The following is a 14,189-nucleotide window of genomic DNA, read 5'->3' as shown; positions in this document are numbered from 1 at the left end:
TGAGGCTATCCATAGCGATGTGACTGTCTGAAAGAGTAACCTCAATTAGATCATATTTTTACTTAGATTGGTATTAGAACCGCTTGCGGCGCACGCTCAATATAAGGCAAGTTTTCAGCTATCAGTAATCCCCATTCTGGATGAGGAGGCTTTGCGCCTAAGCCAATAAAGCTCAATGCAGTCAGGCTTAAGGTGATCGCTGGTAATCGCATTACCGTGTGTCTTAGTAATGGCGGTAAAATATAAGGAAGTAGGTAGTTCCTCAACATTTGCCAACGACCCACCCCCCAAAGAGGCGCTAACCGGATATGTGGTTGTGCTCGAGCCTCAAGCAACAGACTGGAACAGTGGGAAGCTAAGGGAGCCCAAGATACTAACACCACAGCAATGAGTGCACTGTTTGGATGCATACCTGAAAGTCCTGCAACCAGCAGGCCAGCGACGATATACGGGGTTCCTTTGGTGACTTCAATCAGGCCTTGGCTGAGTTTGGTGTTGAACCCCATGATGAGCCCGACCATTAAGCTGAGGACTGTCGCTAGCACACCTATGCTAAGGGTGGAAAGCATCCCCTGTCCGACACGGGCTAATAAGTCACGACCAACAGCATCAGATCCAAGCGGCGCAGCCAAACTAGGCGAGATCAAGCGACCAAACTGGCTGGTGTAGGGATCGCGCATTTCTGCCCAAAGGGCGAAGCCAATCAATAGCAGTAAGATTGAAGCACTGACTACACGTTTTGCACGGCTTTTGGTAAAGCCAAGTGGTGTGCTACTGCTGATCAGTTTGCCACTTTTCAAACCTTGTCCAAGCCATAGGTGCTGGAGAAGAATCGCAAAGCTACTGATTGCCATCGACATCACAAGCAGCAATAGTAAGCCACCTTGTAGGGTCGGCAAATCCTGGGCAGCAGTTGCCCCCAATGTTAGCCGGCCAATACCAGGAATAGAGAAAATGTGCTCGACGGTGACGGCACCACCGGTCAGACCAATGACGATCATTGCTATCTGTGGCAGTAGGTTGCTTAGGGCGCGACGCAGCGCATAGCGGCCAATGTGAACAGAGGTGATATTGGCACTTAGCCAGGTGATCACCCAAGGTTCATCCAATACCCGTTGCAGGCTATCGTTGAGTAGCTTGGTAAACAAGCCAGTAGCTGGCAGTGCCAGCGCGAGGCTAGGTAACCAGATGTTTTGCCAACCTTGCCAGCCATATGGGGGCAACAAGTTGAGCCAAACTGCAAAAAACAAGATCAACAAGGTCGCTATCACATACTCGGGAAGCGTGATGAGTACCGTGCTGATACTGCCATTGAGCCTATCCAACCGGCTCCGCCGCCATTGCCACATGGTGTGTTGGACACTGATAGCACAGAACAATGCTGTTAGGCCAAATGCACAGGCCATTAACAGGAGCGAGGTGCCTGCTGCGCTCATGATTGACTGGCTTACATTGTTGCCGCTAATCCAGGAAACACCGAGATCCCCCTGAAATAGGGAAGTGAGCCAATCCCACAGCCGTTCCATGCTGGTTCTATGTAGTCCCAGATCCTGACGGACTGCCTCGAGGGCTTCTGGTGTCATTAGGCGTTGTTGTCCCGTTCGGGCACGAAGTATTGTTTGAGTTGGGTCGATGCCGGCAATTTCCGGCATTAACCCGACAAGCACGACCATGGCCGCAAGCGCGAGTGCGCGTGAGAGCCATGGTAGTGTGCGATTTAGTATTGGTGAACCAGAGTGGCTAACAAATCGCATTTTTCTTAGTTTACATCCGTATGTTCGGTGATCATCAAGCGTTCGCGAGGGTCACGTACAGCTTGTTTGATACGTAAGCTCTCGCCCTGGATAACACGCTCGTGCAGCAGTGGGATCGCCGCATATTCGCTTAGGATCTTCTGCTCGGCTTCAATAATTGCTTTCTGACGGGCTTCACCCAGTGGCTGGAGGTCTGCATGGGTCAGTGCCGCGTCAACTTGTTTTGAGCAGAACTGCCCAAGGTTGTATGAGCCTTCACAGCTGAAATCACTCATCATGTAGGCGACAGGGTCACCTGAGTCGATGACGGTAGCTCGGGATAACATGAAAATATCAAAGTTACCGGCAAGGGCGTCGTTTTCGATTTGGCCGTATTCACGAATATCCAACTCAACATTAAAGCCCGCATTTTCAAGTTGTTGCTTAACCAGTATCGCAACCTCTGGCAGTTCTGCGCGGTCGGTGAAGGTACCCAGAACAACCTTCTCACCATTGGCTTTTAGACCTTGTTCCAGCTGCGGTGCTTCCGGACGAAGTGGGGCCGCCCAAGCGAGTGCTGGGCCAAGTAGGCCTTCTGCATAGGCGGCGCGGTTTTCGTAAACTGTTTCAATAATTTGTTTACGGTCAATCGCAGCCGTAGCAATTTTACGCATTTCAAGTTGGCTAAACACCTCAGACTGGTTGTTCAGGTAAAGTGTATTGGTGCGAGGCATGTTAACTTCATGAAGTAGCTCAGGATCAATCATCGCGAGCTGGGAGACTGGTACGGCTTCTACCACGTCTGCCTTACCGGTTCGCAGTGCTGCTGCACGGGCAAAACCATCTGGCACATACTCTGCGGTAATGCGGTCAATTTTCGCTTTCTCACCCCAGTAACCCTCATAGCGCTCTAGTTTCGCGCTGGTTGCACCGTTAATTTCTGTCAGGACGAATGGTCCACTACCGGCGCGAGTTGGGTTAATTCGCCCATTTTCTAGGTATGCATTGGCTGCAAGGATTGCAAGCTGCGGGCTAGAAAGGCGGCTCGGTAGCAGCGGATCATTGAAGTCCGTTTTAATTTCGACGGTTTTGTCATCCACTGCGCGAACTTGCCAATTAATGCCGTCGATAATACGAGGTTTCGGAGCAGCCTCGAAAGCTTTGTCGATAGAGTTAATTACCATTTCAGCGGTTAGCTTGCTGCCATCATGGAAAACAACGCCATCACGCAGAGTAAACTGCCAAGTCAGATCATCAATTTGTTGCCACTCAGTTGCCAGTTTTGGTAATGCTTCCGCTTGATCATTCAACTCAATGAGGGTTTCTGCTGTGCTCCAGCGAGATAACGTGAAGGCATCGTCAGACAAAGGCGATAGGCCCGTTCTTGGTGGTACCATCATCGCAAGGTGAATTTCAGTGCCTTGAATATCAGCGTCTTTGGTGTCGGTGCTGTTTTGTGTTGATGATTCGAAACAACCACTTAGGGCTAACATCAGGCCTGTAGCAATGGTGGTTTTCAGCAGGTTTGAGGGCATGATAATGTCCTTGGTAATCATAGTTAAATCGCAATGGCATGCGATGGAATTTGCATATTGACCAATGCTTGGCTGGTTGGGTGAGAAGGGCGGTCAAAGACCTGGCTCGCTGCGCCGTACTCGACGGCTACCCCTTTATCGAGCACTAAAATGTCATCACACAGTGCTTTAGCTGCATTGAGGTCATGAGTCACTAATAACAGGCGCATATCGCGCTGTTTTTGTAAGTGTTTTAGCAGGTCTACAATGTGCTGACGGCTAATAGGGTCGAGGCTGCTGGTTGGTTCATCCGCAACCAATACGCAAGGCTCGACAACCAAGGCTCGGGCAATGGCGACACGTTGAGCTTGGCCAAGGGACAATTGGCTTGATGTATGGTCAAGCAGAGTGGTACTCAGGTTGACATCAGCAAGTGCCTTTAATACGCGAGCTTCGCTTCCCTCTGTCATACCGAGAGATTCTTGGGGCTCTGTCAGTATGTCCCGCACTGTATAATAGGGGTTTAAACTGGTGTGTGGCTCCTGCGGGATCAGTTGGATATGACGGCATAATTGCCGTCTTTGCCGTGGTGAAATTTGCGAGAGTGGTTGCTCGCACAGGTATACTTCGCCTTCGCTAATGTGGCGTAAGCCGAACAACAACTCGATAAGGGTTGATTTACCCGCTCCTGAAGGTCCAACAATAGCAAGGCTTTGCTGATCAATGTTCAAACTCAGTTTATTCAGGGCGACAAAAGGCTTACCACCCAGCCAGCTAGGTCGGGTGTAATGGTGCACACTGACATTGTCAAAACGTAGTTGTGCTGAGCCTGAATGGTGAATGTGAGGATGCATGCTTTCTCTTAGGCCATCAGTTGGCAAAGCTGTTGGCAAAATGGGTGGTTGCTTGAGAGAAGGGCTTCTTTGGGCGAGCCGTAGGCGATCATTTGCCCTTCATCTATTACCAACAGCTTGTCGCAGCCCATAGCGCTGGACAGATCATGGGTGATCAACACGCCAGCGATCCCCTTTTGCTTAATACTGTGTCGCAGTAAGGTCAAAATTTCTCTTTCGGTGACAGGATCAAGCGCACTGGTCGGCTCATCGGCAATCAGTACCGGAGCATTACCCAGCAGGGCCATGGCAATACAGATACGCTGGCGCTGGCCGCCTGATAACTGAGCTGGGTAGTGCCTTAGCACCGTTTCGGGTTCAGAAAAGCCGAGTTGTAGCAAGAGCTCGCACAAATACTCTTCTCTGATTGCGGGAGCTTCGCTTTCTGCGCCTTAAGCGCAAGGCTCAGTTGAGTGCCTACACGCGCTAAAGGATTAAGAGCCTGAAGAGGATCTTGGAAAATGACAGCGGCACGTTGTTTGGCATTGCGCTGTAGAAGAGGAATACGACTGACGTCGTTGCCAGCAATACAAATTGAGCCTTTGGCGTTGATCCCCTTGGGTAAAAAACCGGCAATGGCTTTGGACATCATTGATTTGCCAATGCCAGATGGCCCCATTACTGCCAACATTTCTCCAGCATTCACTTCTAAAGCCAAATCTTGAAATAGCGCCCCTTGGCTATGGGTAAGGCTTAACTGGTTGACGGAAAGGATTGGGTCAGGCATTTGCTCGATAATGTTATGTTATAAAGTAACAATAATATCTATTTTAAATTGTAAGACAAGAGCAAAATTAAGTTCAGCTAGAAAAAAACATGCGAGCGCGGTTTGGCTTTTATGCGGTTTTTGGCGTTATTTACCGATTTTTAAGCGCTATTCAGTGTATTTTGCAATGTGTCGAAATGATTAGGAAAGGCAGTGTTTTTGTGGTAATAATTCTCATTTTCGACTTTGCACCATAAACCGTACCCTTTCATTTCAGCATATGAAGAGGGTGCCCACGACCTTCGTAAGGTATAAATTCCGTAACCAAAATACGTAATAGCCACCTTTATTATTTTATGTAAACAATTAGAAAATCATGGCGTTAACAAACAAAGATTATTACAAAATAGCGATTCCGTTTATTATTTCGACAGTGACTCAACCTTTACTCGGCGCAGTGGATACTGCCGTTATCGGGCGTCTGGGTATCGCTGAATTGATTGGCGGCGTTGCCATCGGCACCGTCATTATGAATACCTTATATTGGCTATTTGGCTTTTTCCGTGTCAGTACGACGGGACAAAGTGCCATCGCGATGGGTAAAAACTGCGATGAAGCCAAAGCGAGCAGTCTGCTTCGCCCTTTTATACTTTCGGGCTGTGTTGGGGGGCTGTTTATTCTCACCCAGTCGATTATTTGGCAAGGGGCACTGTGGGTTATAGAGCCGGCAGCAGATGTTGCTATCCATGCCAAGACCTACTTCGATATCTTGATCTTCGGTGCGCCGTTAGTACTGCTTAACTACACCGTCATTGGCTGGTTAATGGGGCAGGCTAAGGTCAAGGAAGTCTTGTTCACCCAGGTCTTTGGTAATGTTTTGAATATCATTCTCGATGCAATCTTCGTGCTTTGGTTTGACTTTGGTGTTGCCGGTGTAGCTTTTGCCAGCTTGATAGTCCAAGCCACAACCTTTGCTATTGGCATGGTGTTAGTCACAAGGTCGAGTAACTTGGCGTTGACGAAATACCTCGGCCAGGCCCGAATGACTAAAGCTGATTTGAGAACAATTATTTCTTCGAATACCGATTTGATGCTGCGGACCGTCTGTATTCTGATCTTCTTCAACATGATGGCAAGAACGGGCTCCCGTTTGGGCGCTGATGTACTGGCAACCAATGCAATTCTGATGCAAGTGACGTTTATCGTCAGCTATATGTTTGATGGCATAGCTAATGCGTCGAGCGTCTTTTCTGGCAAAGCCGTTGGGGAAAAGAGTCCAGGCTTGCTTAAAGATGTCTTGCGTCTTAATTTTCAGTGGACCACGTTATTTGTCATCATCCTAACTGTCTTTATTGCCTTGTTTAAAAATGATTTGGTTTTTCTCTTTACTGATATTCCGTCAATTATCTCCTTGTTTGAAGATATGTCTGTGTGGCTGTTGCTGTTCCCGTTCGTGGCTGGTTACGGCTTGACGGTATATGGCATATTTACCGGTACGGGGACGACACGCCCGGTGCGCGACTCAAGCATTGTGACCTTATTGGTATTTCTGATGTTATCGTCTATGTCCGTTGAGGCAATGGGAAACCATGGCCTCTGGCTTGCGTTTACTGTGTTCTATATCGGCCGCTTTTTATTCTTGTATCCGTTTATTTTTCAGGTCAAGCAGAAGTGCCTTTGATGCCGTTGAGGTAGCCATGTATCAGCAAGGCACGCTCAATAGCCTAATATTAAGCGAGCAGCTATTGTTAGCAAAGGGAGCTGTATTGTGAACGTTGAGCCAGCGAATATGCAGGTATACCTCAATTCATCCCAACCTTATTAAGGTGGGTCTAAACAGGCTATAAAATTTTACCCTTAGTGCTATTGATGTGCACTGTTGCATATTGTCATATCACGAAATACGTAAAAATTCGTGTCAGGGTGGTGACTATTTCCCTTATTGTATTACAATAGCATTAATTGATTTTTATGATTTCCCATACACTTTCATTGAATAAGAGAGTTAGCATGAGCAACCAAAAGTCTCTTGATGCGATCAGGAAGATGAAGCTGGAGAATGATACTTCAGCTGGTAACCTTGTAGACCTACTCCCTATCGAAGTACAAAAGCGTGACTTCGATCTATCATTCCTAGACAACTTGAGCGAAGAGCGTCCTCGTCTTCTGGTTCAAGCTAAAGATCTAGCAGAATTTAAAGCGAAGGTGCAGGCTGATGAGTCACACTGCATGTTCGACGATTTCTTCAACAACTCTACGGCCAAGTTCCTAGAAACTGCACCGTATGAAGAACCACAGCCTTATCCAGAAGAGACCGTTGGTAAAGCATCGCTATGGCGTCCTTACTGGCGTCAAATGTACGTTGATTGCCAAATGGCACTTAACGCAACTCGTAACCTAGCTATCGCGGGTATCGTAAAAGAAGACGAAGAGCTAATTGCTAAAGCAAAAGCTTGGACGCTAAAACTATCGACTTACGATCCAGAAGGCGTAACTTCTCGTGGCTACAACGATGAAGCGGCTTTCCGTGTAATCGCAGCAATGGCTTGGGGTTACGACTGGCTACACGCTTACTTCACTGATGAAGAGCGTAAGCAAGTTCAAGATGCATTGATTGAACGTCTAGACGAGATCATGCACCACCTGAAAGTAACGGTAGATCTGCTGAACAACCCACTGAACAGCCACGGTGTACGTTCAATCTCTTCTGCAATCATCCCAACGTGTATCGCGCTTTACCACGATCACCCGAAAGCAGGCGAGTACATCGCATACGCGCTAGAATACTACGCAGTACACTACCCGCCATGGGGTGGTGAAGACGGTGGCTGGGCAGAAGGTCCTGACTACTGGAACACCCAGACTGCATTCCTAGGCGAAGCATTTGACCTATTGAAAGCATACTGTGGCGTAGACATGTTCAACAAGACATTCTACGAAAACACCGGTGACTTCCCACTATACTGCATGCCTGTTCACTCTAAGCGCGCAAGCTTCTGTGATCAGTCTTCAATTGGTGATTTCCCAGGTCTAAAACTGGCTTACAACATCAAGCACTACGCAGGTGTTAACCAGAAGCCAGAGTACGTTTGGTACTACAACCAACTTAAAGGTCGTGATACTGAAGCGCACACTAAATTCTACAACTTCGGTTGGTGGGACTTTGGCTACGACGATCTTCGCTTCAACATCCTTTGGGATGCACCAGAAGAGAAAGCACCGTCAAATGATCCACTGTTGAAAGTATTCCCAATTACTGGTTGGGCTGCATTCCACAACAAGATGACTGAGCGTGATGAGCACATTCACATGGTGTTCAAATGTTCTCCGTTTGGCTCAATCAGCCACTCTCACGGTGATCAGAACGCATTCACCTTACACGCATTTGGTGAAACACTAGCGTCGATCACTGGCTACTACGGTGGTTTCGGTGTAGACATGCACACTAAGTGGCGTCGTCAAACGTTCTCTAAGAACCTGCCTCTATTCGGTGGCAAGGGTCAGTACGGCGAGAACAAAAACACTGGCTACGAAAATCACCAAGACCGCTTCTGTATTGAAGCTGGCGGTAACATCACAGACTATGACACAGAATCAGATGTGAAAATGGTTGAAGGTGATGCAACTGCGTCTTACAAGTACTTCGTTCCTGAGATCGAATCTTACAAGCGTAAGATCTGGTTTGTTCAAGGTAAAGTATTCGTAATGCAAGACAAGGCTACGCTTTCTGAAGAGAAAGACATGACTTGGCTGATGCACACGACTTTCGCTAACGAAGTGGCTGATAAGTCTTTCACTATCCGTGGTGAGAAAGCGCACCTAGACGTGAACTTCATCAATGAGTCAGCAGACAACATCCTTTCTGTGAAGAATGTTGAAGGCTTCGGTGAGGTTGACCCATACGAGTTCAAAGACCTAGAAATTCACCGCCATGTAGAAGTTGAATTCGGCGCGTCGAAAGAGCACAACATCCTAACGCTACTTGTTCCTAATAAGAACAACGGCGAGCAGATTGAAGTGTCTCACAAGCTTGAAGGCAACACGCTAACGCTGACTGTTGACGGTGAAACGGTAACTATCGAGCTGTAATCAGTCGATAACCGTTGAACATTATAGAAGGCTTCGAACGTCAGTTCGGAGCCTTTTTTATTTGCCCAGCGAAGCTGACAACTCCGTCAGTTTGGAAGAAAGCGATAGGAAGTCAGGCACACAAAAAAGTGAACCTGTTTTGACTCAATAGATGGGTATCCGCAACATCCTTACATTCGATTTATCTACTTACCCAATAATCACTGCAACTTTTCTGGTGAACACTTAGGTCATTAATGGCGGCAAGAAAAGCGTTACCATCTCTACAATGTACAGTCTTTCCATTGTGTAACGCGCAACAATAATGAATGGCCAAGTTTAAATGATGCTTTATTAAAACCGCTTTACAAGAGTTTGTATCTGTCTTTACTGTTAATTATTAATGGATTATCACGAGCTCTCCACTGGCGCCACACAGAAACTATGCGCTAAGACATAACCACAGCACAGAAATATCTTAGTTTTATCACCGAAAATTAGCTCTAAATTAAAGAATACGACTTTTTAGTATTAGCCACTCCTTCGGTAACCTTGTCTCCCTCTTCATTGTGCATTTTTCTCATAATGGGCATCAAAGCTCAATATGGGGCTAATGCGTTGATGGTATTTTTCTACATGTGGTTCATCCCATTTTTTGCTATCACATTGGGTTTGTGTGATGGACATCATCAATACCTTCAGGAAAAGACATAGTTATGTCAGTTAGGAGCGAATTGTTGAAGTTATTGGATTGATTTCAGTGCTAACGTTTTAAAACTTTTGTTGTTGACCGTAAGTACTTGGAGGTCTTATGTCAGATACATCTATAGTTTATAACCAAAGAAGTAAATCATCGCTCAAAGACATTTGGTCCTACTCAATAGGCGAAGGTGCAACGTCTATTGCAATGAACGGTGTGAATAACTTCGCGCTGCTTTTCTATACGCAAGTGTTGGGATTGAATGCTGCTTTAGCTGGTCTGGCTCTAAGTATCAGCGTACTTTGGGATGCGATTTCAGATCCGGTAATGGGCTATGTGACGGATAATACAACAAGCCGTTACGGGCGCAGGCACATTTACATGTTCTTTGGAGGTATCTTATTAGCAGTGTCATTTCTTGCTCTGTGGACGGTTCCAGATTCATTCTCTGGAAACTCTACGATTCTATTTGGATACTTGCTTGTAGTTAATTTAATAATGAGAACAAGCTTAACAGTATTTGTCGTGCCATATACCGCTCTGGGTTTTGAAATCTGTAAGGGCTATGAAAGTCGCGCCAAACTTCAAAGTGTCCGCTCATTTCTAAATATGTGTGTTAATTTTGTTTTTGGTGCTTTGGCATGGAGTATTTTCTTCAAAGATAGCGTAGATGCCAGTGGTGCAAGAATTGATGGCACTAAAATGCCAGGTAACTTTTTAGTTATGGGTATAACATTAAGTGTATTCGCCCTCATTATGATCTTGCTTTGCGTGTATTTAACCCGAGCGTTTGCAAGTACCTCTAATGATAATCAATCTAAAAATGCGATGAGCATTAAAGAGTTCATGGTAAGTACCAAAAGTATTTTATCTGACAGGTTAGCAATACGTATTTTTGCATTATTATTTGTGGGGCAAATTGGTGTAATGCTAACCGCTCAACTGCAAGTATTTGCCTATGTCGATTTTCTAAATTTATCTAGTGGCGATAAGACTCTTGTTCATGGAAGTACCATGGTTGGTTTCGCGATAGGTGCGTTAGCCGTGACGAAACTCGTCAATTGGTTAGAGAAACAGTCGGTCATTCTATTTGCTGTTGCCGCTTCTACACTGGCAGGAATCGGCATGTACCTTGTCTTCTCTGCTGATATTTTTAACCTTGATTTAGCCAATAATCAAACTGCATTTACTGTTCCTAGCTTTGCGTTTTTCCAAGGGCTATTTTGGTTTGGTTGGGGTATCGTCATGCCGCTATCTACATCCATGATTGCCGATGTTTCCGCGATTAGCGAAGCGAAAACAGGGCAAGTCAAAGATGGTGGCTACTCGGCGATGTTCAGTTTCGCACTGAAAGCGTCAACGTCGTTTGCCCTGTTGTTTTGTGGTGGGTTACTGGCCATGAACGGTTATGTTGAAGGTGTACCAGAACAAACAGCAGAAGTCGCAAAACAAGTTGCAACCACGTCGTTTTTAGTGGGACCGTTTTTTATGATACTGGCAACGGTATTCCTTTATAAGTACCCCGTCAATCGTGCGGTTATGGCTAAGCTCAATGACGAGAGCATCTAGGGGTTTGTTGTATGTTTAGAATCAAAAAAGTAATGCTCGAACAAGCTCAGCAATTAGGCGTTTTTGACGCACTACCACTTTTAAGTTGGGTCGTTGAATGCTCATCTGATGGCGCTTATCAAACGCAGTATCACGTGCAGCTTGCTAAGACCCCACTGTTTGACGATGTCCTGTTGGACTCTGGTGAAGTAGACAGTGATGAGTCTGTTAACGTGAAGTTTGCCGATATCACATTAGAAGCATCAACAAGCTACTTTGTTCGCGTCAAGGTGTGGAATAATGTTGGTGAGAGTACCGCATGGTCAGAGCCCAAACGGTTTTTAACGGGGTTGATGTCAAAATGGAATGCGCAGTTCATTTCACCGGAGATTGAAGACGAAGCTGAGCTATCAAGATGTTTTTATTTAAGAAAAAAGTTTGATCTTTCCGAGGGAAAACACGTCAATTCGGCTGTTATCCATATGAGTGCTTGTGGTATTTACAAAGCATTCTTAAACGGGGAAGAAGTTGGTCAGGATGAGCTTAAACCTGGTTGCACAAGCTACAAAAAAAACATGCTCTATCAAACTTATGATGTCACAAGCCAAATAAGTGGTAACAATGTTGTCGCGTTTCATGTTGCTCCTGGTTGGTATAAGGGGCGGTTTGGTTTCTTCGGCGAGAGAAACTTCTATGGTAATAAGAGCGCCATTATTTGCCAATTAGTCATTACTTATGAGAATGGTGAAACACAGGTGGTGACGAGTGATGACTCATGGTTGGCAACAGCTTCACCTGTCATTTTTTCTGAAATATATGATGGCGAAACCTACGATGCTAATTGCGAAGTCGTTAACTGGTTAAGCGGTGATATAAATGAATCAGATTGGTATCGCCCCGTTTCGCTAGATTTATCCACTACCATATTAAACCCTCAACACGCCAGTGCGGTGCGACGAATAGAGCAGATCGAGCAGCCGAAGAAAATCATCTCACCAAAAGGTGAAGTGATTTTAGATTTTGGGCAGAATTTATCTGGCTTTGTAGAGTTTGCTGTTAATGGCAAAGTTGGTCACAAGGTTGTCCTTGAGCATTTTGAAGTTTTAGATGCAAACGGAAATGCCTATTTTGATAATTTACGTTCAGCTAAACAGCGAATTGAGTATATTCTGGATGACTCAGGGGTACAGAGTTACTGCTCTAATTTTTCTTTTCAAGGTTTTAGGTATGTTCGTGTCACCAAATACCCAGGGGTAGTTGAACCGGGTAATTTTAAAGTTCATGTGATCCATTCTGAAATGGATCAGACGAGTGAATTTGAAAGCTCTAATGCCCTGTTAAACCAACTGCATAAAAATATTCGCTGGGGCATGAAAAGTAATTTTGTTGATATTCCGACAGACTGTCCTCAAAGAGATGAGCGAATGGGGTGGACGGGGGATGCGCAGATTTTTGCCAAGACAGCCTCTTATTTGTTTAATACAAGCAGTTTTTTTTCTAAATGGTTGACTGACCTGAATGCGGATCAGCTTGAAAATGGCGGGGTACCGCATGTCATCCCTGATGTGTTGTCAGGGAGAACGGATCATGATGAATTTCTTTCGACAGGTACGCACTCTTCAGCTGCGTGGGGTGATGCGGCAATTATTATACCGTGGACAATGTATGTCATGTTCGCTAACAAGGCGTTGTTAGCGAGGCAGTATGAAAGCATGTGCGCCTATGTAGACTTTATGGTTAATAATTCTGATGAATATATTTTCAATTACAAACTTCAGTTTGGTGATTGGGTAGCACTAGATGCCAAAGAGGGGAGCTACTTTGGTGCCACGCCGAATGATTTAACAGCAACGGCTTTCTTTGCTTATTCAACAAGATTGCTAGCAAAAACGGCAAAGGTATTGGGTTATGTAGATGATGAGCGTCAATATTGGGCGTTACACGATAAAGTGAAATCATCTTTCAACAATAAGTTTGTTAACGTGGATGGCTCACTTAAGGCTCGCACGCAGACGTCGCATATACTATGCCTTCATTTTGATTTGGTGCCTGATGTGTTTAAGCCTAAAGTAGCAGAAGGATTGGTTGCGCTTTTGGCTGAAAATAATGGAAGCTTAAATACAGGGTTCGTCGGTACCCCCTATTTTTGTTTTGCACTAAGTAATAATGGGTATGTTGAGGAAGCCTATGATTTACTTCTTAAAGAGACTTTCCCTTCGTGGTTACATCAGGTGAAGCAAGGCGCAACCACTATTTGGGAGCATTGGGACGGCATTAAGCCAGACGGTACGATGTGGAGCCCTGATATGAACTCATTTAATCATTATGCTTACGGTTCTATTGGAGATTGGATTTATAGCTCTGTATTAGGAATTCAACCAACTGAGTCCTCTCCCGGTTTTAAAAAACTACGAATAAAACCGTTAATGACAAAAAAATTGGCCTTTGCAAAAGGTCGCTTTGAGTCAAATTATGGTGATATATGCGTAGAATGGAAACATATTAATGGTGACTACTTTTCTCTTAGTATCACTGTTCCATTTAACTCATCGGCGATGATAGAGTTCGATATGAACGATCAAATCGTTTGTAGTAATGGTATGACTACTCTTGGCAGTAATGTGTATGAGGTTGGGTCTGGAACCTATCTTTTTGATATTCAAAAAAAGAGGGACAATAAAATGTCGGTGCCAGCTGATTCGTTGTTTTCTAAGATGGATTAGGGGCATATAAAATTTGCAACGACATTTATTTACCTGATTACCACCGAGCCTCAGCTAATTTAAGTAAACGTTGAGGCATCGGTGCTGTTTGAATACCTAAGTAAATGAGTTGTTCCAACATCGCATTCTCATTGGGTGACCTTCTTTATTCAGTGATACTGCTGCAACGAATGGCCGCTTCCCTTTGGCTCACCGTCTACGAGCACCTCACTGCTCGCCACCCCAGTAAGGCGTTGTTGATCAATTCATCCTCGGGACGGCTCAGCTCCAAGGGCCTTTCTGGGGTTAGTTGACCATCTGACGA

At 45.4% G+C, this 14,189-nt stretch carries 7 protein-coding genes and 1 pseudogene; 4 read left to right on the top strand and 4 right to left on the bottom strand.

Annotated elements, in window-relative coordinates; genetic code table 11:
• Positions 1-62: 62 nt before the first annotated feature.
• From NHN17_RS23775 to NHN17_RS23760, 4 genes and pseudogenes are all read right to left on the bottom strand, one after another.
• Positions 63-1,754: an ABC transporter permease subunit gene (locus tag NHN17_RS23775; protein ID WP_255045143.1), complete on the bottom strand. Its 1,692-nt coding sequence runs from the start codon at positions 1,752-1,754 to the stop codon at positions 63-65.
• A gap of 5 nt (positions 1,755-1,759) precedes the next feature.
• Positions 1,760-3,268 carry an ABC transporter substrate-binding protein gene (locus tag NHN17_RS23770; RefSeq protein ID WP_255045142.1) on the bottom strand — a complete coding sequence of 503 codons (1,509 nt, stop codon included), beginning with the start codon at positions 3,266-3,268 and terminating at the stop codon, positions 1,760-1,762.
• A gap of 23 nt (positions 3,269-3,291) precedes the next feature.
• On the bottom strand, positions 3,292-4,101 hold the full coding sequence (locus NHN17_RS23765) for an ABC transporter ATP-binding protein (protein ID WP_255045141.1): 810 nt from the start codon (positions 4,099-4,101) through the stop codon (positions 3,292-3,294).
• Between the two features lie 8 nt (positions 4,102-4,109).
• Positions 4,110-4,867: pseudogene (locus NHN17_RS23760) on the bottom strand (ATP-binding cassette domain-containing protein).
• Between the two features lie 355 nt (positions 4,868-5,222).
• Here NHN17_RS23760 and NHN17_RS23755 point away from each other — a divergent pair.
• The 4 genes from NHN17_RS23755 to NHN17_RS23740 all read left to right on the top strand — a co-directional run bounded on the left by NHN17_RS23755 (position 5,223) and on the right by NHN17_RS23740 (position 13,885).
• On the top strand, positions 5,223-6,527 hold the full coding sequence (locus NHN17_RS23755; protein ID WP_255045140.1) for an MATE family efflux transporter: 1,305 nt from the start codon (positions 5,223-5,225) through the stop codon (positions 6,525-6,527).
• Between the two features lie 329 nt (positions 6,528-6,856).
• Entirely contained in the window at positions 6,857-8,935 is a 2,079-nt protein-coding gene (locus tag NHN17_RS23750; RefSeq protein WP_255045139.1) for a DUF4962 domain-containing protein, read from the top strand.
• 790 nt (positions 8,936-9,725) lie between these two features.
• Entirely contained in the window at positions 9,726-11,183 is a 1,458-nt protein-coding gene (locus NHN17_RS23745; RefSeq protein ID WP_255045138.1) for an MFS transporter, read from the top strand.
• A gap of 11 nt (positions 11,184-11,194) precedes the next feature.
• A complete protein-coding gene (locus tag NHN17_RS23740) occupies positions 11,195-13,885 on the top strand; it encodes a family 78 glycoside hydrolase catalytic domain (RefSeq protein ID WP_255045137.1) in 2,691 nt (896 codons plus the stop codon).
• Positions 13,886-14,189 lie beyond the last annotated feature (304 nt).

This window comes from Photobacterium pectinilyticum, assembly GCF_024357955.1.
Taxonomy (GTDB): Bacteria; Pseudomonadota; Gammaproteobacteria; order Enterobacterales; family Vibrionaceae; genus Photobacterium; species Photobacterium pectinilyticum.
Note: the sequence above shows the minus strand (reverse complement) of the source record. Positions and strands in the feature narration are given on the sequence as shown.